The sequence below is a fragment of the Caldicellulosiruptor obsidiansis OB47 genome (assembly GCF_000145215.1).
In the GTDB taxonomy this organism is placed as follows: Bacteria; Bacillota; Thermoanaerobacteria; order Caldicellulosiruptorales; family Caldicellulosiruptoraceae; genus Caldicellulosiruptor; species Caldicellulosiruptor obsidiansis.
The window spans coordinates 2422878-2446433 of the sequence record NC_014392.1; the positions used below are offsets into that span (position 1 = coordinate 2422878).

The 23556-nt window shown below is 35.0% G+C and carries 19 protein-coding genes and 1 CRISPR repeat array; of the genes, 7 read left to right on the top strand and 12 right to left on the bottom strand.

Annotation, left to right across the window (positions count from 1 at the left end; translation table 11 throughout):
• Positions 1–52: 52 nt before the first annotated feature.
• A complete protein-coding gene (locus COB47_RS11280; protein ID WP_013291474.1) occupies positions 53–1024 on the top strand; it encodes a permease in 972 nt (323 codons plus the stop codon).
• Between the two features lie 29 nt (positions 1025–1053).
• Positions 1054–1299: a thioredoxin family protein gene (locus COB47_RS11285; protein WP_013291475.1), complete on the top strand. Its 246-nt coding sequence runs from the start codon at positions 1054–1056 to the stop codon at positions 1297–1299.
• A gap of 195 nt (positions 1300–1494) precedes the next feature.
• Here COB47_RS11285 and COB47_RS11290 read toward each other — a convergent pair whose 3' ends face one another.
• A complete protein-coding gene (locus tag COB47_RS11290; RefSeq protein ID WP_013291476.1) occupies positions 1495–2412 on the bottom strand; it encodes an AraC family transcriptional regulator in 918 nt (305 codons plus the stop codon).
• Between the two features lie 167 nt (positions 2413–2579).
• Between COB47_RS11290 and queF the strand changes: the two genes are divergently transcribed.
• Entirely contained in the window at positions 2580–2975 is a 396-nt protein-coding gene (queF, locus tag COB47_RS11295; protein ID WP_013291477.1) for a preQ(1) synthase, read from the top strand.
• A gap of 22 nt (positions 2976–2997) precedes the next feature.
• Here queF and COB47_RS11300 read toward each other — a convergent pair whose 3' ends face one another.
• On the bottom strand, positions 2998–3648 hold the full coding sequence (locus COB47_RS11300; protein ID WP_013291478.1) for a hypothetical protein: 651 nt from the start codon (positions 3646–3648) through the stop codon (positions 2998–3000).
• 277 nt (positions 3649–3925) lie between these two features.
• Here COB47_RS11300 and COB47_RS11305 point away from each other — a divergent pair, with 277 nt between their 5' ends.
• Entirely contained in the window at positions 3926–5338 is a 1413-nt protein-coding gene (locus COB47_RS11305) for an MFS transporter (RefSeq protein ID WP_041742847.1), read from the top strand.
• Between the two features lie 74 nt (positions 5339–5412).
• On the opposite strand, the gene COB47_RS11310 is transcribed toward COB47_RS11305, so the two are convergent.
• Together COB47_RS11310 and hydE are read right to left on the bottom strand one after the other, a co-directional pair.
• The gene (locus tag COB47_RS11310; protein WP_013291480.1) at positions 5413–6093 is read right to left on the bottom strand and encodes a hypothetical protein; all 681 of its coding nucleotides are present in this window, start codon (positions 6091–6093) and stop codon (positions 5413–5415) included.
• 89 nt (positions 6094–6182) lie between these two features.
• A complete protein-coding gene (gene hydE / locus COB47_RS11315; RefSeq protein WP_013291481.1) occupies positions 6183–7238 on the bottom strand; it encodes a [FeFe] hydrogenase H-cluster radical SAM maturase HydE in 1056 nt (351 codons plus the stop codon).
• Positions 7239–7417: 179 nt separating this feature from the next.
• Between hydE and COB47_RS11320 the strand changes: the two genes are divergently transcribed.
• Complete coding sequence (locus tag COB47_RS11320; RefSeq protein ID WP_013291482.1) at positions 7418–9865, top strand: transglycosylase domain-containing protein; 2448 nt, start codon at positions 7418–7420, stop codon at positions 9863–9865.
• Between the two features lie 286 nt (positions 9866–10151).
• Here the strand turns inward: COB47_RS11320 and COB47_RS12705 are convergent, their stop codons facing one another.
• The 7 genes from COB47_RS12705 to COB47_RS11355 form a co-directional block, all read right to left on the bottom strand.
• On the bottom strand, positions 10152–10343 hold the full coding sequence (locus COB47_RS12705) for an MBL fold metallo-hydrolase RNA specificity domain-containing protein (RefSeq protein WP_307189134.1): 192 nt from the start codon (positions 10341–10343) through the stop codon (positions 10152–10154).
• A gap of 755 nt (positions 10344–11098) precedes the next feature.
• Positions 11099–12200: direct repeats of the CRISPR family, unit length 30 nt; unit sequence GTTTGTAGCCTTCCATTTGGGGATTGAAAC.
• Between the two features lie 311 nt (positions 12201–12511).
• Positions 12512–13273: a PP2C family protein-serine/threonine phosphatase gene (locus COB47_RS11330; RefSeq protein ID WP_013291483.1), complete on the bottom strand. Its 762-nt coding sequence runs from the start codon at positions 13271–13273 to the stop codon at positions 12512–12514.
• A 21-nt stretch (positions 13274–13294) separates the two neighbouring features.
• Positions 13295–13768 (bottom strand): FHA domain-containing protein, encoded by a 474-nt coding sequence (locus tag COB47_RS11335; RefSeq protein ID WP_013291484.1) that lies wholly within the window; start codon positions 13766–13768, stop codon positions 13295–13297.
• Positions 13755–14339, bottom strand: a complete 585-nt coding sequence (locus COB47_RS11340) for a 4Fe-4S single cluster domain-containing protein (protein WP_013291485.1) — start codon at positions 14337–14339, stop codon at positions 13755–13757. The genes COB47_RS11335 and COB47_RS11340 overlap by 14 nt, the downstream gene beginning before the upstream one ends.
• Positions 14320–16146 (bottom strand): AAA family ATPase, encoded by a 1827-nt coding sequence (locus tag COB47_RS11345; RefSeq protein WP_013291486.1) that lies wholly within the window; start codon positions 16144–16146, stop codon positions 14320–14322. Before COB47_RS11345 ends, COB47_RS11340 begins: the two co-directional genes overlap by 20 nt.
• A gap of 2 nt (positions 16147–16148) precedes the next feature.
• Positions 16149–17573, bottom strand: a complete 1425-nt coding sequence (locus tag COB47_RS11350; protein ID WP_237698914.1) for a hypothetical protein — start codon at positions 17571–17573, stop codon at positions 16149–16151.
• Positions 17574–17833: 260 nt separating this feature from the next.
• A complete protein-coding gene (locus tag COB47_RS11355) occupies positions 17834–19939 on the bottom strand; it encodes a serine/threonine-protein kinase (RefSeq protein ID WP_013291488.1) in 2106 nt (701 codons plus the stop codon).
• Positions 19940–20776: 837 nt separating this feature from the next.
• On the opposite strand from COB47_RS11355, the gene COB47_RS11365 reads away from it, so the two are divergent.
• Both COB47_RS11365 and COB47_RS11370 read left to right on the top strand, forming a co-directional pair.
• Positions 20777–21742, top strand: coding sequence for an Rpn family recombination-promoting nuclease/putative transposase (locus COB47_RS11365; RefSeq protein ID WP_013291489.1), 966 nt, complete (start codon positions 20777–20779; stop codon positions 21740–21742).
• Positions 21743–21917: 175 nt separating this feature from the next.
• A complete protein-coding gene (locus COB47_RS11370; RefSeq protein WP_013291490.1) occupies positions 21918–22223 on the top strand; it encodes a hypothetical protein in 306 nt (101 codons plus the stop codon).
• Between the two features lie 198 nt (positions 22224–22421).
• Here COB47_RS11370 and COB47_RS11375 read toward each other — a convergent pair whose 3' ends face one another.
• On the bottom strand, positions 22422–23348 hold the full coding sequence (locus COB47_RS11375; RefSeq protein WP_013291491.1) for a hypothetical protein: 927 nt from the start codon (positions 23346–23348) through the stop codon (positions 22422–22424).
• Positions 23349–23556 lie beyond the last annotated feature (208 nt).

A 23556-nucleotide genomic window follows, 5' to 3' on the forward strand; every position in this document is an offset into this window, starting at 1 on the left:
TACAAGAAAATGGCGTAAAAATCTTGACCATGGGTGAAAGGTGTGATTTAGATTGTTTTTACCTGTGCAAAAGTTTGCTGATTTTTTAACATACTCAGTCTTTAAAATCCAGCCGGGTTCAAAACTTGCAAGTGCAGTTAACTTTTTTATCTTTGATACAATAAAGATCTTTATACTGCTTTTTATAATAGTCTTCATAATAACTTTTATAAGAACCTTTTTTTCTCCTGAAAAAACAAGAGACATTTTATCGCACAAAAAACAGCATGTTTACATTGCTCACATTTTAGCTGCACTTTTAGGAATTGTAACTCCGTTTTGTTCATGCTCAGCAGTGCCTCTTTTTATCGGATTTGTCGAAGCAGGAATACCACTTGGGGTAACATTTTCGTATCTGATTGCTGCTCCAATGGTAAATGAGGTTGCGCTTGGTCTTCTGTATGCAAACTTCGGACTTAGTGTGGCTACAATTTACGTTCTTTCCGGAGAAATAATTGCTATTGTATCTGGTATTCTCATCGGAAAGTTAAACCTTGAAAGATACGTTGAAGATTATGTGTTTAAAATAAAAGTTGGCGATGTTCAATACCAGGAAGAAAAGAAAACTCTCAACAAAAGGCTGTCAGAAACCCTTGAGTTTACCCTTCAGCTTATAAGAAAGGTATGGATATTTGTTGTTGTGGGAATTGGAATAGGTGCTTTCTTGCATGGCTACATCCCAACAGGAGCACTTGCAAAGATTGCCGGCAGAAACAATCCATTTGCTGTAATTTTCGCAACAGCACTTGGAATTCCTCTTTACTCCAATGCAGCGGGAATAATCCCTCTTGTTAGCGAGTTCAGACGACTTGGAGTTTCAATGGGAACATCGCTTTCTTTCATGATGAGTGTAACAGCACTGTCGCTACCTGAAATGATACTTTTAAGAAGAGTTTTGAAACCCCAGCTTTTAGCAATCTTTGTGGGAATTGTTGGCTGTGGTATAATTATAACAGGTTATCTTTTCAACTTGATTCTTGGATAAAATACTTTGAAAGGAAGGTGTATATTGAAATGGTAATTAAAATTCTTGGCGGTGGTTGCGCAAACTGCAAAAAGCTAATGGAAAATGCTAAAAAGGCAGTTGAAGAGCTTGGAATTCAGGCTTCATTTGAAGAGGTAAAAGATATCCAAAAAATAATGTCCTACGGTGTTATGAGAACACCTGCGCTTGTTGTAGATGAAAAGCTCATATTCTCTGGCAGAGTTGCAGGTGTTGAGGAGATAAAAGAGGTTTTGAAAAAAGAGGCAGGAAAGTAAAAACATTTTCTCTTGCGAGGCGGGCAGCACACCCGCCTCTTGACTTTCTATGTTGTATTTCCCATCACTCTTTTAGCTAACCAAAATTCATTTGTGAGACTTGTTCTATGTTTCAACTTTACAAATAAAAATTTTTTATTCACTAATCTACGAAACATTACTGTCCACTGCACCTTGCCCTGTTCACCTCAAGTTCTACCCAGCTCCCCCTCTTTTCCTGAACTCCTGGGCGCTCATACCTTTGTGCTTGTGAAAAACCCTGGCAAAGGTGGAATATGAATCAAAGCCAACCTCAAGCGCGATGTCTGTTACAGGCTTGTCGGTTGAAAGAAGCAGGCTGCATGCGTGCTGAAGCCTCACTTCGTTCAAAAAGTTGTGAAAGTTGCTCCCAACAAGCTTTTTAAAAAGCTGGCTTATGTAAGAGGGACTTAAGTGAAACTCTTTTGATAAAACCTTGAGGTCTATGTTCTGGTTATAATTCTTATGTACATAGTACACAAGCTGCCAGTAGTCGCTCGGAACAGGAATACTGTCTTTCTGAGTTCTGTTTTGGACAACAGAAGGAGCAGGTCTTTGAGAGTTTTCAGCACTTGCCAAATTCCTGCACCTATCAAAATATGCAACTATCTCCAAAATCTTGGCTTTGAGTATTATCTCTGCCCACACATCTTCCTGGTTAAAATACGTCCATGCTTCTTTGAAAAGCCTGTCCATCAACTCTTTTTCCTTGCCTTCAAAGTAGTAATAGGGAAGGACATTTTCGTCATAGCTTAAAAGCAGTTCTCCTATTCTGTAAAAAATGCTTGATGGTGCTAAAAGCTCCTCAAACGAAATGGCAACAACATAGATTGAAAGAGGGTTTTGCTCTGAATAATCTATTCTGTGAATCTGGTACGGCATGACAATTGAAAATGTGCCGGGTTTTAAGTTGTAGCTGATTGAATTTATATGTTCTGTCCCCTCGCCTTTGACAACATACATAAACTCAACAAAGTTGTGCCTGTGAAGTTTAAAATACCTTGGGTCTTCCCAGAAATTCAAGGCAAACTTCTGTGGTCGCTGGCTAACATAATCAAAAATCTCTTCTATGTAAAGAGGCTCTTTTTCAGGCATTTATCATTTCCCCTTAACAATTTTAAATTCTCGTGCTAATTCTCATTATACCCCAATTTGCAATGCAAATTAAAGTGTGCTAAAATCTTTTTTGCAGGTGCTTCAAAGCGCTGCCCGGGTCGCGGCAAACCCCGGTCAAAAAAACAAGGAAAGGAAGTGCAAATTCTATGTCTGACAAGTACCAGCAAAGAAGATTTGACATCTATGGGTACGAAAAGATTGACACAGAGGTTTTAGAAGCAATTCCATATGAATACCCTGAAAAGAACACGGTGGTGGAATACATCACAGAAGAGTTTTCATCAGTCTGTCCATGGACAGGTCTTCCAGACACCGCAAAGCTTACAATTCGATATATCCCCCACCAAAAACTTGTTGAGCTAAAATCTCTCAAGTATTATCTTACCTCATACAGAAACGTTGGGATACTGCAGGAGCATGCAGTAAATAGAATCCTGGATGACCTTGTAAAACTACTTGAGCCAAAGTTCATGGAAGTGATTGGAGAGTTCCATGAGCGCGGGGGAATATCAACAAAAGTAGTGGCAAGGTATGAAAAATAACACCTTGCCACTTTTTAATTTTTTACTCAGCCCCTTCAAACATATTCACCACAAACTGCAGGTTGTCAAGCCTAAAGAGTGAGAAGTTGTCCCAGAAGATGCAGCTTCCACACACAATAAGTTTTCCGCCACTTTCAAATCTTTTTTGAGCAATAAGCACAGGCGATCTCTTGCCACTGTCTGTGAGGCTAGTCTTTCTTGCCCTTAGCACAACCTCAGCTCCATTTTCCACTTCAAGAGGAGCTGAGTATGGAAACACAACCTCTTTTACACCTTCTCGGTAAAGTTTTACTTCATCTGTTGTTATTATAAAAAGGTCATCTTCTAAATGGTGCATCTCATCCTTTATACCTTCTGGCAATATGTCTATCCCATAATCTCTTGTTATGCTATTGCAAATCTCAGAAACACCGTCTTTGTTTTTGAAATGCGCTGTGAAGATGATCTTCTTGCCTTTTTGCTCCAGAGATTCTCTTATTTTTTCCTTCTCTTCACTGCTGAAAGGATTTTCCGGGTAGTTGAAAACTATGACATCATACTCAAAAAGCCTGTCAAAATCATCTACCTCTTCAATTTCAATTTTTCTTCTGCAGAGCTCCTTGTAAAGTCCTGAAAAGTAATAGCCGTCTGTGAGCAGAAACTCCTGGTGAGTTGCGCTCCACGCAACTTTCATCCTCTTTCTCACCCTGCGTGTTTTAGTTTTTTAAATATTTGGCTGGACAAATTCTTATTTTCTTGTTAATACTTTATATAATTTATTTTATCATCCTCAACAATCTTCTCAAAAGCCTTAAAATGTGCAAAATTGCTCTCTAAAGGTATATCTATTTTTAGTCAAAAAGTGATATCATATATTGTGTAATTCTACAGAGCAATCTTCTTAAAGCTTAAAACCTTGTATTATTTTATCTCGATACATGCAAATTTTGGAAGGAGTGATGGAAAAAGTAATGCACAGAGAAGAAGACACAAAGATCAATAAAAACATACTCATCGCAACAACACTTTCTTCTTTTTTGGTGCCGTTTATGTCAAGCGCAGTCAACATTGCCGCACCAGATATAGCAAAAAGTTTCAAACTCAATGCTGAAGAGCTGAATCTTATTATAAGCATATTTTTGATATTCTCTGCAGCCTTCATTCTCCCCATGGGAAAGCTTTCTGACACATTTGACAGGACAAAGATATTCAAAACAGGGCTTTTGTTGTTTACACTTTCAACCCTGATGTGTGCTCTTTCAAACACGGTAGAAATTCTTTTTGTCTTTCGTGCTCTGCAGGGATTTTTCTCAGCCTTCACATTTGTTACATCAATGGCAATCTTGATTGAAAATCACTCACCACAAATAAGAGGAAGGCTTTTGGGAATAAACACAGCAGTTGTGTATTTGGGAACATCCTTAGGACCTTTTTTGGGTGGTGTGCTTGTAAAGCTGTGGGGATACAGGAGTGTATTTTTTTTCGGATTTGCCATAGGAGTTGTTGGATCATTTGTGAGTTTATTTTTGCTCCAAAAAGAAGTGAAAAATACAAGGCAGGCAAAACTGGTTGACAGCCTCAAATCGCTTGACAAAGTCGGGGCTATTTTGTCAATGACAGGGCTTTTTCTTTTGATGTACGGAGCATCTACATTTGAGCTTGGGAATACCTCTAAAATTCTGTTTTTTGCAGGGTTAATTTTGATGGTAATTTTTGTTGTTGTGGAGGCAAAACTTCAAAATCCCATTTTGGACGTAAAACTGTTTGTAAAAATCCCTCAGTTTGGATTTTCAAACTTGGCAGCGCTCATAAACTACAGCTGCACATTTTCTGCATCTTACCTTCTGTCGCTTTATCTTCAGCTTGTAAAAGCTCTGCCTTCCCAGCTTGCAGGTTCTATTTTGATTGTCCAGCCGCTTTCGCAGGTTATAACCTCATTGATTTCTGGCAGAGCTTCTGAAAAGATCGAGCCGCGCAAACTTGCAACAGCCGGTATGGTCCTCACAACCATAGGTCTTTTTGTTTTTTCGCTCTTTAGCAGTAAGACAAGCCTTGTCTTTGCAGTAGCCAACCTTATTGTGATGGGAATTGGTTTTGGACTTTTTTCGTCGCCAAACACAAATGTTGTCATGAGCTGCGTGCCAAAATCGCTTTATGGCACGGCATCATCAACAATATCTGTCATGAGAGTTGTAGGCCAGGCATTTTCAATGGCAATTGTCTCGTTTGTATCGAGCATATTTTTGAAGGGTGTGAGACTGTCGCACGAAAACTATCTTCTCATTCTAAAGAGCACGAAGACAAGTTTTTTGGTGTTTGCAAGTCTTTCCATTCTGGGAATTGTTGCGTCGTACAAGAGAGGGAATATATATAGTAGGAAATAGCTGAGCTGAAAAAGGGGCAGTACTTTGAAAAAAGTGCCTGCCCCTTTTGTTTTTGCTTCAAATTACATCATTTTTTATTTTAGAACCTTTATATCCTCAACAACCGGATTTGACTGGGGATTTTTAGGATTTGTCTTAAAAGTAACCTCAACATCGGTATTTTCATCAAGATAAGAAACCTTGTCTGCAACATTACTTATCTGCAGAACAACATGTTTTTGGTCAAACAGAAACTCTGCAAAGTTGTTGTCCGCAAGCCCTACAAACTTCCCCCTGAGCGTCACTTTATCAGGCTTGTCGATTTTTATAATTCTTGGATTTGCACCTTCTTGCGGTTTTTCAAACTCAACCTCTACAATGTCGCCTGGTGATAGGTTTAAGTTTGGTATCTGCCCATCAATTTCAAACTCTTTAAAATCAAAAGCTGTATTAAGAAGTGAAAGCTGTATTGTGTGGGCATCAACATCGCCATAAAATCTTGCAACAGCCTTATAAGTGTCCAAAGTTTGCGAAAAATCTTGCACCAGTTGTTGATTCTGCCCTGCCGTAGTTACTTGGTCCTGGGGTTGAGTTTGGCTTTCTTCTGAAGGTTGCTGCTGAGCATTTTGTGTGCTTTGGGGAATCTGCCCTGATGTTTGTTGCTTGTTTGTAAAATGTCCTGCCATGTAATACCCTGCCAAAATTCCCAAAACAACTATACCCATCACTACAATGACAATCAAAACCCTCTTTTTGCCACTTTTTGCCCTTTTCATGAAATAAATACCCCTTTTTATATCTAAAAAAGCCCAAATTATTTTTATACCTATAGTCTACAGCAAAGCCATATCAAAATCAATGGAATTTAGCTCGCAGCAGCTCTTTTGTAGTGCCTGCTTTGTCCTTTTCCCTGTCCCACTTTTCTGCCAAGTGAAACAATGATTGACTCAATGCAGCCTCTACACTTTGTAGCATCCTCATTTATACAAATCTTTCCAGGATATAGCTCATATTTTAGCTTGTACTTGAGGTGATTTACATTTGGCATCACAATATTAGCACCGCACATGAGCCCCTTTTGTCTTCCAAGGGGGTCTAAAGTACCAAGCGCAGTTGTTGCCGGAATATTAGCATCTGGAATTAAAAGCCTCAAAATGGCAATGCTCTTGAGTGTCAAATCCACCGAACCTTCCTTTGCATCTTTTAGAGGCGTCTGTGGGTGAGGAATAAAAGGTCCAATGCCTATCATGTCTGCATCAAGCTCTTTTACAAGAAGTATGTCCTGTGCCAGATCATCAATAGTCTGCCCTGGAAGACCTATCAAAAAACCTGTCCCAAGTTCATATCCAAGACTTTTAAGCCATTTTAAGCACTCAATTCTTTTTTCAAAGCTCATGCCAGGATGATATTGTCTGTAGAGTTTTTCATTTGAAGTTTCAAACCTCATCAAAAACCTGTCTGCTCCGGCATCTTTGAACGCCTTGTACTCATCATACGACCTTTCACCAATCGAAAGTGTTATTGCAACATCAACATTTTGTTTTATCTTCTTTATTATTGAGCACATTCTATCTTTTGTGTAAAACATATCCTCACCAGACTGCAATACCACCGTGCGGTACCCCATCTGATACGCCCTTTTTGCAACCTCTACTATCTCATCTTCTTGCATTCTGTATCTTTGAGCTTGGCTATTGCTTTTCCTCAATCCGCAGTAAAAACAGTCGTTTTTGCAGTAGCTTGAAAATTCAATAAGTCCTCTTAAAAAAACCTCGTCGCCCACATGCTCTTTTCTTACCATGTCTGCTGTTTTGAAAAGAAGGTTTTTATCCTCACCTTCTGCCATCAGCAAAAGCTTTATTTCATCCTTGGTAAGAATATTCTCATGACATGCTTTTTCTATAATATCTCTCACTTTCATGTTATTGGTTCTCTCCTGCCATAAAGAAAATTTTAAGTATTTCTATCTACTTTGCTGGTATTAATTATACCACATTTCAAACAGGTTTAAAAGTCAATTGCCATCCACCTTTTCCCAGAATGGTATACATATTTATTTTTGTGGTATAATTGAATAAGGAAAGAGGGGAGGAATATTCGTTGCAAAGAAAAGATAAAAAAGTAAAAAAACAAATGCCGTTCAGGCTTTTTCTCAAAAGTTTTTTAAAAGCTTTTCTAGTGCTTTTGATTGCAAGCATGGCAGTTTTAATCGGTGCTGGTTTTGGAATGGTCACAGGATACATAAAGGCCATACCAGCAAATGCTCTTGACATAATAACTTCTTCTTCAGATTCTCAGACAACAATTGTTTACGACCAGAGCGGAAACGAAATTGCCCGGCTTCATGGCAATGAGAACAGAATAAGAGTGCCCTATAGCAAGATTCCAAAAAATCTCATAAACGCTTTTGTTGCAATTGAGGATGAGAGGTTCTGGCAACACAACGGCATAGACATAAAAAGAATATTCGGAGCCATCTTAAAAAACATTAAAAGCGGAAGTCTATCTGAAGGTGCAAGCACAATTACCCAGCAGCTTGTTAGAAACAAACTTTTAACATTTGAAAAGTCGTTCAAGCGAAAAATTCAAGAACAATACCTTGCTATTCAGCTCGAAAAAAGATGGACAAAAGAACAAATTTTAGAGGAATATCTTAACACAATCAACCTTGGAAGCGGTGCTTATGGAGTTGGAGCTGCAGCATACACCTATTTTGGAAAGGATGTATCGCAGCTGACATTAGCAGAGTGCGCTCTCATTGCCGGAATTACTCAAAATCCTTCATACTACAACCCTTATGTATTTCCAGACCATGCAAAGAAAAAGCAGGAACTTGTTCTAAAAAAGATGCTTGAGCTTGGATATATAACCGAACAAGAGTACTTAGAGGCAAAAAATCAGCCACTTGTGTATGTAAAAAAAGACATTTCTACAGAAAGTGCATATAAACATCCTTATTTTGTTGATTCTGTAATAGACGAAGCCATTGAAATTTTATCTGAAAAGAAAAGAATTTCTGAAGATGAGGCAGAAAACTTAATCTATGGCGGCGGGCTTAAAATATACACAACAATGGACGAAACCATACAAAGCACAATTGAAGATGTCTTTTCAGACCCGTCAATCATGCCAAAGATAAGACACTACGATGCATCTGGCACACCACAGCCTCAGGCAGCAGCTGTTTTGATTGATTTTAGAACAGGTGCTGTCAAAGGTATAATGGGTGGAAGAGGAAATCTGAAAGGTGTCAGGCTATTAAACCGCGCAACAATGTCTGTACGCCAGCCTGGCTCTGCCATAAAACCAATTGCTGACTATGCTTTAGCTCTTGAAAATGGATATACTGCCGCAACTGTAATTGATGATGCACCTTTTTCTGTTGGCGGGTACACCCCTAAAAACTGGTATAAAAGCAATGTTGTTTCTGGCAAGAGAGGTTATAAAGGATTGATGACAGTAAGAGAAGCTTTGCAGTGGTCGGCAAATGTTCCTGCTGTAAAGGTTGCATATAATCTTGGAATTCAAAATGTCTACAGGAACTTAAAAAGGTTTGGGTTTACTACCTTAGCTCCGCAGGATATGAACAGTCTTTCAATTGCAATTGGTGGATTTACTTATGGAGTCAAACCTATTGAGCTTACTGCTGCATTTGCTGCAGTTGCTAACAGTGGTGTGTATATAAAGCCTTATTTTATAACAAAAATTGAAGATAAAAACGGTATCACAATATTTGAGAGAATACCTTATAAGAGAAAAGTAATGGATGAAAAGAATGCATATATACTTACAAATATCTTGCAAAGCGTTGTTACAGCAAGAATAACAGTAGGTGTAAAATTCTCATATCCTGTTGCAGGAAAAACTGGAACAACCGATGACAGCAAAGATAGGTGGTTTGTAGGATACACTCCAAACTATGCGCTTGGTGTATGGGTTGGCGAAGACAAGCCTGTTGCTCTTAGCTATTTGACAGGAACAAACCCTGCTCTGAAAATCTTCAAAGGAATAATGGACAGAATTGTTCAGCAAAAAGGCGTGAGCCCAGAGTTTCCAAGACCTGCTGGAATTGTTGAAAAGTATGTCTGCAAAGAATCAGGCAAACTTGCAACAGACCTGTGTAGGCAAGACCCAAGAGGAAATCAAATTATAAAAGAGATATTTGCAGAAGGAACAGAGCCAACAGAGTACTGCGACAGGCATGTAAAACTTAAAATCTGCACTAAGTCCAAAAAACTTGCAACAGAGTACTGTCCAAGCGTTATAGAAAAGATATTTATAAAAAGAGACAACCCAATCTGGCCTGGTTCATCTTTGATTCCACCTGATGATTATATGTACCAGGCACCTGCTGATTACTGTGACATCCACACAGCACCAGAACAAACATCTATTCCTCAAGAGCAGCAAAATACCTCTGAGCAGAATCAGAATTACTCAGGGGAAAATCAGTCTCAGCCTGCTGAACAAGGCAATTTTCAAAATAACCAAGAAAATGGTACTTTTGATAATAACACAACTCAATCTCAAACTTATTCTTCACACTAAAGTTTGAAAAGAAATTAAGTAAATTGTGCAGTAAATAATAAGGAAAGGAAAAAAAGAATGAAGATTACCTCTATTCAGCAAAAAGACCTGCTTACATTGAGCCTGATGCTGGGCAGGGGGAAAATGGGAAATTGTTGAAGATGACGAAAAAGGAATATTAAAAAAAGCAATATATGGATAAAAGAGGCTGTCTGAAAAGATGAGGTGCCAGCCTCTTTTTTATGTAGATTTCTATTTTTCCAAAAAACCTTGAAGAAACCTCGTCATTTTATAGGACGGGGATGAGTTAAAGCCTTTTAATCCCTTGCCCGTGAACAAGTATAATCTTTTCTGGATTTAAAACTTTTAGTGTATGCAATATTTCGAAGTAGTTTGAATGCGCAGAAAGAGGAACATCAAAATAATGAACCTCATAATTTCTTATTACCTTAATTATCTCATGAATATATTGTTTTTCCTCAATATACCCACTCTTTATAAATCAAAAAGTACTACCGTTTAAACATTGAATATATTTCAGAGCCATACTATTTGGTTGTAACATGCCCGAACTTGCAATTACAACATCAGCATTTACAAGATTGTTTTTAACATCATTCGAATTCCCAAGACTGACGTTGTAGAAAAAAATTTCTTTCTTCAAAGTAGTTTTAATAGTAAATACTTACTTTTTACCTTTTATTGGCAATTATTCTGGGTTTTGTTCGACAAAATGTATTTATTATTGCCAAAACTTCTTGAGTTCTGCCAATAGAAAATGCAGGAATAAAAATTTTAAACTCCAATTTTACTAGAAAATCTACAGCATATGCCAAACATCTGGCAGCATCTTCATAGCTGATTGCAAAATTTTCATTCCATATATGTGTTTGCAAACAAGATATTCAATTTTCCCTCTTTCTAAAATTTCTTTCACTAATATACCTCTTGACAAACAAGTGCAAGTTTATACTAAAATTTAAGCTTTATCTATCATATTTATGCTTTTTGACCAAAAGTCATATCTGTCGACCTCCAATAGCAAAATTTTAAGTCTCATATTGTATTCGGTTTCAAGCCTGCAGTACGTAGATTAGACCAAACTTCTGGCATCTGCTGGATAGACGGAAGGGTTTTATGGGCTTTTATCCCTTGGTTTTTCTGGGTTGATTTGAGTTTTTCACAGATGTTTTAATATAAAAACATTGACAGGGGTGTATAATCTTGATATAATAAAATCAAGTTCTTGAACGTGTTTGTAGCCTTCCATTTGGGGATTGAAACGATTCAAATAAAAATTTGATTTTTTAAAAAAAATCTGGTTTGTAGCCTTCCATTTGGGGATTGAAACGGTTTATCTTCAATAACCTTTTCTTGTTTTTGCTTTGTTAAGTTTGTAGCCTTCCATTTGGGGATTGAAACAAAGTTATTAAATGCTTTCCCATTAGCCCCCCACCTGTTTGTAGCCTTCCATTTGGGGATTGAAACTTAAACACCTTTCTTATATCATTGTCTATAGCAGAGTTTGTAGCCTTCCATTTGGGGATTGAAACGCTTTAACTGTGCAGGTATTATCGCTATTGGTCTGTGTTTGTAGCCTTCCATTTGGGGATTGAAACAATTATAACATACAAGGCGAGGGAGTTTTAGATTTTGTTTGTAGCCTTCCATTTGGGGATTGAAACTTTGCATTCAATGTGAATACCATTCAGTCCTACAACGGTTTGTAGCCTTCCATTTGGGGATTGAAACGGCTTTAGCTGTATATAATACAGGTGGCACATATAGTTTGTAGCCTTCCATTTGGGGATTGAAACAGAAGTTGTTACTACCCGGTGAGATAAGCGCTTTGTATAGTTTGTAGCCTTCCATTTGGGGATTGAAACGAATTAAAAAACATTATAAAAGAAGTAGTGTATAATGTTTGTAGCCTTCCATTTGGGGATTGAAACTTAAGTTGTTCCAAAGTTTCTATCCCTTGTTCCTTCCAGTTTGTAGCCTTCCATTTGGGGATTGAAACGGTGCAGGCATGACCTGTACAATGTATACCGCTGCGGTTTGTAGCCTTCCATTTGGGGATTGAAACTAGAAAGCGAGACGTTATATGACATCATCATGAAGGGTTTGTAGCCTTCCATTTGGGGATTGAAACGTCTATCATTCTGTCTTGCTGTGCTACTAATATAATATGTTTGTAGCCTTCCCTTTGGGGATTGAAACATCAAATAAGAACACACATCAGGTTTGAGAGCACCTTCGTTTGTAGCCTCCCCTTTGGGGATTGAAACGGTAATCCCCAATCGGGATGATACCATGTTCCTTTGTAGTTTGTAGCCTTCCCTTTGGGGATTGAGGAGAGAGGAGAGCCTCCTATTTGGGGATTGAAACCAATTTGCCAAAGGGTTATAAGAAAAAATACAGCGACCAACCAGATGAGTAGCAAAAAGCTGTTGGAAAAGTAAAATTAGCAGAGTATTAATTTGGTATATACCAGTATCAAATAAAAGATAAAACATACAACTACAAAATAAAAAGAACTTCAACGAAAGGGAAAAAAAGAACGAAGGTTAAATATGTTGGGGATAGTTTTTGGAGTTGATGGGTTACAAATGGGGAAAAAGAGAATAGCTCTTTTTGAATTGGAGGCAAGAAAATTTTTTAATAATATTAATCCAAAAGTTGGGTAACCAAAATAAAAGAAATATTATCACTTAGTTTTTTATTCTGAATTCTCTTTTGAAACTCCGAACAAAAGTCATCAGTAGAGAAAATTTGTGATATCTCATTTTCGAATTCTTCCCAGAACCCATCACTACAAATAATAAATTTGTCTTTATCAAGAATTTCTGTTTCATTTTTGTAAATTTGAATCTCTGTTTGATAGTTGTCTGCCACTATTGCAGAAGTTAAAATATGTTTTTTAGAATGTACCTTCGCTTCGTCTACAGTTATACAACCGCTTGAAACAAGTTCTTCAACCACCGTATGGTCTTTGGTTAATTTCACTATTCTTGGGCCAAGCAATCTATATACCCTGCAGTCGCCCACGTTGAAAATGTAGAGTTTACTGTCAATAACCAAGATTCCTGCTATTGTGCATCCCATTCCAGAACTGTTTGGGCTTATACGGTTATAATTTTCTAACTCATCTCTTGCTTTTTTAATTGCATCTTCAATAGAGAGCTTTTTAGTCATTATATCTTCTTTATAGCGTTGCAAAACTTCTAAAACTATCTTTGACGCCAATTCACCTTTAGTATTTCCTCCAATACCATCTGCCACAGCAAGAAGAACACTTCTACTATCAATATTTAAACTCTCGCATTTATCCATATCTGTACTACTTATAATTTTTTCAAAAACTAACAAAGAATCTTCGTTTGTATCTCGTAAATTTCCTTTATTTGTAAAATAAATAACTCTAAACATATTTTCAACTCCTATTCGGGATTAATGTAAGTCATCTACTGTAAGCTCAAGAGACAACGAAAGTGATATCCTGTCACCTTTTTTGATTATTTCTTTGCCATTTATCCTTTTTCCATTTATATAAACTCCATTTGTGCTATTTAAGTCCTCCACATACCAGATACCTGCCTGTTTAAAAAATTTTGCATGTTTTCTTGAAACAGTCTTATAATCTTTCAAATATTCTTTCCCCTTTTCATGTCTGCCAACTACATCGCCGCTGAAAACCTCTATAAAGAAATTTTCTCCTTTCAAAATAATTTTCGGAATTTCAATTGTTGTTTTATCATCAATATATAAATTTTTCTTTCCCGAATCAACAGTTTTTTCAACTTCTTCAACCACATACTCTTCAGTTACTGGCACATTACTTATGTCTGCCATACAATTAAAGCATATTATCTCGTCTGGAGAATTTTGTAAATTACAACTCGGACATATTTTATAACTCTTCATTTACCAACACCTCTATATCTTTTTGGTAAGGAATACCTATCATAATTATTTTATCCTTTTGTTCAACAATCTGAAGAATCTTTTCTTTCCTCTTTTTTATCCATGGTAAATAATCTTTGCTCAAAGACTCATTAAAAAGGAAAAAACGCTGATTTTCTGAACCCTTCCAGATTAATTCACTCTCAAGCCCTTTTATAAAAGGAGAATCTACCATTGCATCTATTAGTTTTAATAAATCTTTATCTTTACTTAAAAGGTATTCATATGTATATCCTGTATAAACAAGAATGTCATCAAAAAACTCTCTTATAGAATTCAAAAGAACTTTCAACGCCTCATTCTGATCAAAAGGCTCACCACCGCTTATTGTTAGTCTTTTGCAGCCAAAACTTTTAAGGATATCAGCAACTTCTTCTATCTTAATTGCTTTGCTTTTGTCAAATTCCCATGTATGCACAGACATGCATCCCTTACATCTTATCGAGCATCCCTGTAACCAAATACCAACTCTTTTTCCAGGTCCAAGTGTGTAAACCGGATAATGTATAATACTAACTAACAACTCGTCCATCAAGTTCCCACCTATCTTCACGTTTAAGCAGTCTGTCTACTCTAACAATGCTTCCTTCCTGGGGAAATAACTTAAACAGAAGTTCAGCTAAAGGATTTATAAATAAAAGTTCAAGTTTGTTGCCTATACCCCTACCCCCCATAGACAGATCTTTTGTAACTTCTTCGAAGATTATCTGTTGGACATTATCTGAGATTTCAAGTTTTATCTTTTTGTCTTCCTCAAGTTTTATCTTAACGTTATTTAGCATCTTATTCAGTATTTTTTTCACATTTTCATTGCGTATAAAATCAAATACAATGATATTTTCCCCTATACGATTTAGAATTTCAGGTCTTGCAATTTTGAAAGTAAAATATTCCTTTATAGCTTCAGTCAAAATCTTTTCAATTTCTTCATAACTCATTTCTGGCAAGACACGCTGTATTTTTCTTCCATCCAAAGTCATCTCGTAAACCCCAAGATTAGATGTAAATATTATTAAGCTCTCAGAAAAGTATACAGTCTCACCCCTTCCTGACGTAAGTCTGCCATCATCAAGTATTTGTAAGAAAATATCAAGTATTTTTGGATGAGCCTTTTCTATTTCATCAAAAAGTATTACTGAAAAAGGATTTTGTTTTACAGCATTAGTCAATTCTCCCCCTACATCATAGCCCACATAGCCAGGAGGTGCACCTATGAGTCTTTGGTCAGAATGTTCATGGGAAAACTCTGACATATCAAACCTTATATAATGATGTTCACTTCCAAATATTAGTTCTGTTATGGCTTTTGCAAGTTCTGTCTTGCCCACGCCAGTTGGTCCTGCAAAGAATAAAACACCCTTCGGTCTGTTAGAATACCTTGAAAACTGTGAACCTGACAGATTAAAAAAAGCTCTTCTTAGTATAGTAGCAGCTTGTTTTACTGCTTTTTCCTGTCCCATAACTCTGCTGTTTAAAAACTCTTCTGCATTATTCAATCTGTCTTTATCTATTTTTGCCCATGGATTTTCGCTTACACCTACTTTGTATCTTCTTGTCGCTTCTCCAATCTCTCTTACACTCAAATTCTCTCTTTTTGACAAAACTACAATAGAAAGCATTTCTCTTGCAAACATGCCAGACGTCAGATTTACAAAGTCTTTTATTACTTCTTCTTTTTTTACTTCGTTCAAACTTGCCCACTCATCCATTCGTGGTAAGAGAGACTGGGCTATCCATCTTCTTATCTCAAAATCAGGTTTTGGAATAGGAATTGTTCTTATTCTCGGATTTTCCACTGTATACCACGGTGGCAAATCATTTTCTTTTTCTACAAGGAAAATTATTGGATTAAAAGAAGGTGGATTGCCTTTTTGGTTTATGTTTATAGATAGTTTGAAAGTGTGGTAAAGAAAATCTGGTAAATCTCTGCTACAAGAAATTTCCGGTAATCTTGATGAAAAATTAATTAAAACAGCTGTCTTTTCATCTCCCACAAGAAATTTTTCTATGGTTTCATATGCATCAAGTAAAAACACAATTTTGTCGCTAATTTTTCTTCCAGTGAGGTTTGTAAATATTTCTTCATCTCCTTTTAATAGTCTGAAGCCCTCAAGAGGTATATATTCTATTACAGTCTTGTAATTATCATAGGTAGTAAGCAAACTTGCAATAAACTGTGTAATATTCATGGGTATATATTTATCACCCTGGGGAAATGGGAAAAGGTCGTAAATGTTTCCAAAAAGAATAAACTGAGACGTTATTGAACAAAACCTTAAAATCTCTTTTGCAAATTTGGGTACACCCTGAATTTTTTCAGGTACTATATTGTTTCCCATACCTAAACACTCCTCTGCCTCTGATGCATATCAATTTTCTTGATATCCTGTTGCTTTTTTGTAGTTTTTGTTTTTTCTTTTGTTATATAATAAAACCTTGTTTCAGGTTCTATCCTTATTTTATCTTCAATCATTATTCCTTCCTGACTTAAAAGCTGTTTAATTTTGTCATAATCGGAACACCACTTTTTAGCTATAGCTATATCCTTATGTTTCTCATATTCACTCAAATTTTTTTCATCTTCAACATATCTTACAAACATAATTTTTAGTCCATCATCTTCATATTTTAACCTCAACATATAATCTTCTCCAAAAGGAGTTTTTATTTCTACTATTTTGCCCATTGACAATTCTTCCATTAAATCATCCTTGACTACAGAATAACCTAACTCCATAACTTTGTTAATAAACTTTTCCAATGAAGCCCTTCTTCTTTCCTGAGCCATAATTTGCCTTTTTTTGTTGAGCAAATTTTTTATAAAGTTATCAACCTCTTCTTTATTCAATATACTCATCTTCATTAGTTTATTAAACTCTGTTAGCATCCCTGTTTCTTCTGCAAGTGTTTCAAATACTTTTAAATCATTCTTTAAAACTTCAGTTTGAATATACAATCTTCTTGTGTTTATATAATTCATTTTAAGGTCCTCTAAAATCAGTCTTATTCTCTGAATATCATCTGTTTCAGTTGCCTCTATAACCAACTGCCTCTTTTCTTCAGCAAGTTCAGGATTTATAGTTTTTAACTTGTCAAATACAGCCTCAATCTTTTCTAAAATCCTTTGTTTTTCTATAACCTCACTAATTTCTTTTTCAGTAATTCTTTCTCTTTCCACTTGCTCTTTTATTTTTATAGTTTTTTGTTCCAGAAGTTTTTGTTTTATCTTTCTTACTATACCATAATACTCACTTGGTATCTCTTGTAAATATTTGTTTAGTTTTTCAATAGTTGAAGGTGTATCAAATGTGCATTTTTCTATATCGTATAGAATTTTGGCATAGTGCTGCATTGTTCTGTAAAACTTAATATTTCTCAGATCCTCAGGAAACATATTTAAATACAGTTCAATAGTCTCTCTATTCGCAGCAGGGCTTTTAAATTCTTTCTCTAAATTTTCAAATAATTCTATAATTTTCTGTATCTTTTTTCCGGTTTCTTGGACCCCCTCCGGTAATGCATTTAAAAAAGTTTTAAGTGTTTGGATATCTAAATTATCTGTTAGTTCTGTTTTAACTAAAATAATATACTCCTTCGTTTTTCGGATAATATCTTGAATTTTTGCTATTTGGGAATCAACCCACTGAGTATGGCTTTCACTTGACAAAATTTCTAACGTATACCTTTCCAAAAAATCTTTTTCGTGTCTCTCAAGATTTTCTATTAAAGAATAATCTAAAAATGTAGATTTTGTATTTTTTAACATTTCTCTTACATGGCTTATAGAGTTATCTATTTGCTCCTTGAAAAACTTTTTGTTATCTCTGAAAATCTCATCTAAATTCTTCCCGGTGTCAAAGTGCCAAACATAAGTAAAACTACTCATGGTATCATCCTCTTAATTTTTATTTATGAATATTTATATTGAACATTCCACAACTAAAGCGCTTCATTCCCATGCATTGCCTTTTTAAGGCTATAACCTGCAATGTCCACAAATTCAAATAGTGTGCAGACATTTTTTCATCAATCGTCATAAGGTCTTAGAATCTTTGATAAAACTGAAATAATAGATAATGTAAAATAAAAATATACAGAGTTAATTAAAATTTCGTTCGCTTTTCCTTTAATGAAATACTCATAAGAAGAAAAATATGAAAAATAGAATATAATGGCACAGAAATATAAAATTGATAATCCTGCAATTTCAAGCTTTTTAAACTTCGAATATGCTATTTTCCATTTCGAAGATTTTTTAAAGCATTTTCTTAATACCAAATAATATGATATAGCAATAGCTAATAATAAGCATATGTAATACTTTGTGTTACTATCAAAGTATTCTTTGGACAGTTTGCAAAAATACTGATCTGTTGTAAAATATATTAGCAACCTCGTGGCTGCTAATCCCCCAAGATAAAATATTACCATCTTACACATATATTTTAACATTTTTTTAGTAGCATTTATCAATTTTCGTCTACGAATTGCTTGATGTAATTTATAACCTTTTATTATCCAATTAATTGCTTCAGATACTGAAAATCCTGCTGTACACCAATCAACTATCTCTTTGGCAATTCTTTCTAAAACCTTTTCATCTTTTGCTCCTTTGCTAACCATTTCTTCAACTTCGTCAATACTAAATCCTAAATTTGTTAATTTTGTAGCTAGCATTGGCTTAACTTTTATTATTTTCCAACGGATAGCTTCAGTTAAGCTAACATTATTTCTTCTCCATTCCTCAGCTTCGTCAGCATCAAAGCCTTTTTCAGCCCAATTCTTTGCTTCATCAACAGCAAATCCATTTCTATTCCATTTTCGAGCTTCAGTTTCTGAAAAACCTTTCATAATATAATGAAAAATACCCTCTTCTACAAAATCAAATATTTTATTTTTGTCTATTCCTTTTTCTGACAGTTCAAGTATATCAAAAGCATTGATCCCCTTTTTCAGCCATTCATATGCATTTTTAGGACTAAGTCCAAGATTGTCAAATATACTGGCTTCCTGCGGCTTAAAAGCATAATTATACCATTCTAAAGCTATATTGCCTTTCCTGAATCCATTTAAGGCCCATTCCTTCATGTCTTTTACAGAAAAGCCAGCTTCCCAAAAAGTTTTTACCTCTTGTGGACTGAGGTTTATTTCAATACCTGTTTTTGCCCATTCAGAATCAGAAGAAAAACCAACTTTATCCCATTCATCATTATCATATTTTTTATCCGCTTCATTATACTCTTCATAGAACACAGGTATATTTTCTACGTTATTTAACCACTGTTTTACCTGTTCATATCCCCATCTTTTTTTATAATTCCGCGTAAGAAGTCCTTTTAATAAAATTTTAAATCTTTTAGGAATATCTTCTGGGATTTGTACACCCTGGGTAACAAGAGTATTTATAATAACAGCTTCTGATAAGCCAGCAAAGGGATTCTTGCCTTTTAATAGTTCATATATTATTATCCCTAAATGCCACCAATCAATTTCTTTGCCAAAATAACCTGAAACTTCTTCCGGAGCCATATAAGAATATGTCCCCTTTAACGCAGTGACAACCTTCGACATCTCCTCAGACATAGCAGAAGATATTCCAAAATCAATTAGCACAAGGTCTAAAGATTCTAAATCTCTTATAAGAACATTAGAGGGTTTCAAGTCTCTGTGAACAATTCCTCTTTCGTGCAGTGCTTTAATAGCTTCTGCAATTTCTTTAACTACAATATCAACTTTGCCTTTTACTTTTTCTAAATTATCTTTTAAACTGCCATATTGAATATACTCCATTAACTCAAAATATCTGCCGGTTTCTTCATCTTTACCTACTTCAAAAATTGTTACAACATGTTCTTTGAGTTCAAAAGAAATCTTTTTTAATCTTTCTAACACTTCAATTTTAGGAGTAATACCCTTTCTGTATAGCTTTAAAAACATCCTCTTGCCACTTTCTTCTACAATATAAGCATCGCATTCTCCACCTTTCGCCGGAAGTTCCTCTACTATTTTGCAGTTTCTGAATATTTTTAAAGACAATCTATCTTTTTTATTTAAAATATCTTCCTCTCTAATAGTGATCTCTTGTATGTTTTCTTCATCCCACCAGCTCTCTACTATTGTTCTTTCATCCATAATTAATCCCTTCCTTATATTTTTACGCTCTGCAGAAACAGTTTTTAAATAAAAGCTTCTCTACCAATATACTTTTATACCTATTTTATATTAAATTATACCAATTTTATTTTTAATATACAATCAAATTTGGTCCTTATGTTAATTTAGATTTCCAATAATTTTGAATTCTTAGTGTCTATAATTCTTAGCTGTTTTCATTTGTTTTTATAAAGGTTTAAATATATTTTTCTGTAAATATAATACAGCATTTTGTACAATTGTGCTATTCTTCAATCATTATTATTCTAAACATTCCCAATAAAACTTTCTTAACTTTATAGTTCTATTTTGACGTTTACTGTCATTTATGTTATGTTATTTTATTCCATTATGCTATGGGTACCTGCATAACTTTATGTACTCTGCATTTTTGTATTTTCCAATTGCTGTCGACCTGCAATACCCTCAAAAACCCCGGGGGTCGACAGCAATTGGAAAATTTTAACACATCTTGACTTTCTTGAGCTTGTGGGGTATAATAGAAATAACTTATAGTAGTTTGAAACTTCATCCATTTGTTCCCCATAAGACTTCCCAAGCTCCCTACGGGTTTGTAGCCTCCCCTTTGGGGATTGAAACTCTTTAGCTGCTGCTGTTTGAGACATTTGACCTGAAAGTTCGTAGCCTCCCCTTTGGGGATTGAGGTATGGAAGGAACTTATCCTTGGGGGATAGAAAAAGAGATGGTAAGCACTGGTTGGAATCTAAAATAAGCAATATATCTTTTGCTTTCATAGTGTGGTATAATAAAAGTGTACAGAAAAGTATGCAACATATAAGAAAAAGGAGAAAAACTGTGTGCAAAAAATTGCCACCAAAAGAGCACGATACAACATTTAAGTTTTTGTTTTCAGACAAAGATGAAATACTTTTGCTGGTAAAAGATATACTTCACTATACTTGGGCAGACAGTATTGAAGAAGATTCTATTGAACTTGTCAAAACAAACTATGTTACTCATGAGTTTTCACAGGTTGAGGCTGATGTAATTGCAAAAGCAAAACTAAAAGAAAGAGAAGTTTATTTTTATATTCTGATTGAGAACCAGTCAACCGTTAAAAAAGAAATGCAGCAAAAGATTTTAAAGTACATGATAAGTATATGGGCTGATGAGATAAGAAAAAATGTTCAGATTCTACCAGCAATTATTCCTATTGTTGTATACAATGGAATAGGTGAAAGATGGAGTATATCGACCAATCTTATGGAAGCGTTTGACATATTCAAGGATGATGTGTTCAGATACAAAGTAGTTGACATAATAGAACTTGATGTAAAAGAACTTTTGGAAATAAAAGAGGATGTGCTGCTCCCTGTAGTGTTTTATCTTGAGCAGGTAAGAGAAGATAGAAGTGAGCTTATAAGAAGGCTTTTAGAGGTTGAAGAAAACTTAAAAAATCTAAGTAAAAAGAATGTAGATAGATTTTTGGAATGGTCGTATCGCATTATACGACCAAGGCTTTCTGAAGAACAAAAGTCAGAGTATGATACAGTTGCAAGAAGACTGTCAGAAGGGGGTGTAAATGCCATGGGTGAGTTTATATCAAATGTTGCAAGACTTTTAGATGAAGCAAAAACAAAAGACTTTATGGCTGGGAAACTCGAAGGAAAACTTGAAGGGAAACTTGAAGGTAAAATCGAAGCCACAATAGAGTTTGCGAAAAGATTAATACAAAAGGGATTTAGCGATGAAGAGGTTGCTGAACTTACAGAACTTCAGATTGAAAAGGTTAAAGAGTTGAGAAAATCCATGGTAAATTGAGAAATGTTTGAACATAAAATAGAAAGTAGGGCTGTCTAAAAAGATAATTGGACAGCTCTTTCTTCCAATATATGGTTTTTGTTTTGCAGCCTCCCCTTTTGGGATTGGCAGGGATGGACTTTTTCTGGCTCACTAAGAAAAATCAGCACAATACTGTAACAGGAGTGTGAGTTTTTTGAATAATAACAATGAAAAGGAATTATTTAATGAAAACACTAATGATTTAATTCTGTCAATAATAAATTTTTTAGAGAATCAAAAACAATATATAACAAATCCAAAAGCAGATCTATCCATTAAATTTTCCGAAGATAATATCTATACCAGTAAATCTTGTCCTTTTTGTGGCAGTGCATCTGAGTATGATATGGAGTATGATAGTTATTATTGTCCTGAGTGTAATGTATGGCTCGAACCAATATGCGGCAGCGAAGACTGTATGTTTTGTGCAAACAGACCTGAAAGACCTCTCCTGAAGTAGCAAATTGAAACTTTAGCTACTTCTTGTCAAATTGAATTTATGGCAAAAACCTTCATCAGTAAATTAAATCTTTCCATTCTATGTTTAAAAGTTCGCATAAAAATTACCTTTCAAGGCAGAGAAAAATGTGTTAATTTTTTTTCGCTGCAGGTTTGCAGCCAAAAAAAGACAAGGAGGTTTTTGAAAAATATTTAATTTTTATCTTTTTACAACAGCAAGCTGAACACCTCTAAGTTCATTCCACATCCTAAAATAACTTGTCAAATCATGAGGAATCATATCAAGATTTATCTCTTTGCAAAAATGCGGTTTTCCAAATTTTATAGAATTGTCATTCTCTTTATAAGGGAAATAAAATTTTTCAACTGTCACAAGAGGATTTACAGAAACTTTATCAGCAATCAGTTTTAAGATCTCTCTTCCTTTTATCTCAGATGGGTAAAGTTTTGTATAAATATCACGAACATTTGTATCATTGAAGAGTATTATTACCGGTCTTGGCAAAACTGCAAATGCTGTTTTAATAATTGTTTCTGCAAATTCGCATACCTCTTTCAGCGAAAAAAATTTAGCCATGTCTGATAGAACATACTGAAAGCTAATTATGTTGGGTTTTTCTTCCTTAATAAAATCTATAACACTATCAATATGTTTTATAACATCAAGCTGATTAACATTGAAATCAATGTTTGTTTTATCTGAAACAAGATCTTCAATAAAACCGTGAACACTTGCCCAAAGAGGATTTTTATCAAAACCTGTATATATTAATTTCCCATTGGGTCTGCTTTTTCTTACAAAATTATCAAATGCAACAAAATCTGTGCATGGTCCGCATCCAATCGAAACTACGTTTAGTTTATCTGGAAGGTTTTTTTCAACCTGCTTTATGAGAATATAAAACTCAGTTGCATGTTTTAGTGTAAATCTTCCACAGTAGTAGTATATCATGTTCTGACAATCGTAATCTCTTATAATACCATTATTTTTTCTTGGAAAATGAACTCTGTTTATACAATCAATGCAACCTTCTATTGCCAAAGCATTAATTTCCGGACATCTCAGACATGATTTTGAGTGATTTTCCTTGGCTTTTTTGATAAGATCCAAAAAAAGAACTGACATCTTTATCACTCCCTTTTTTCTTTGCCTGTAAAATTGAGCACTTACAAAATTAATTTTAAATGCTAATCTTGTTTTTCAAAAATCAAAAAATATGCGAAGAAAGATAAGGTTACCTTTTTAAGCTATTATCCTATTTGTTGAAGCCAGCAATTAAAGTTGATATAATTATGATAAAAAGTTTTTCAAGGTTTGAAACATTCTAATAGGA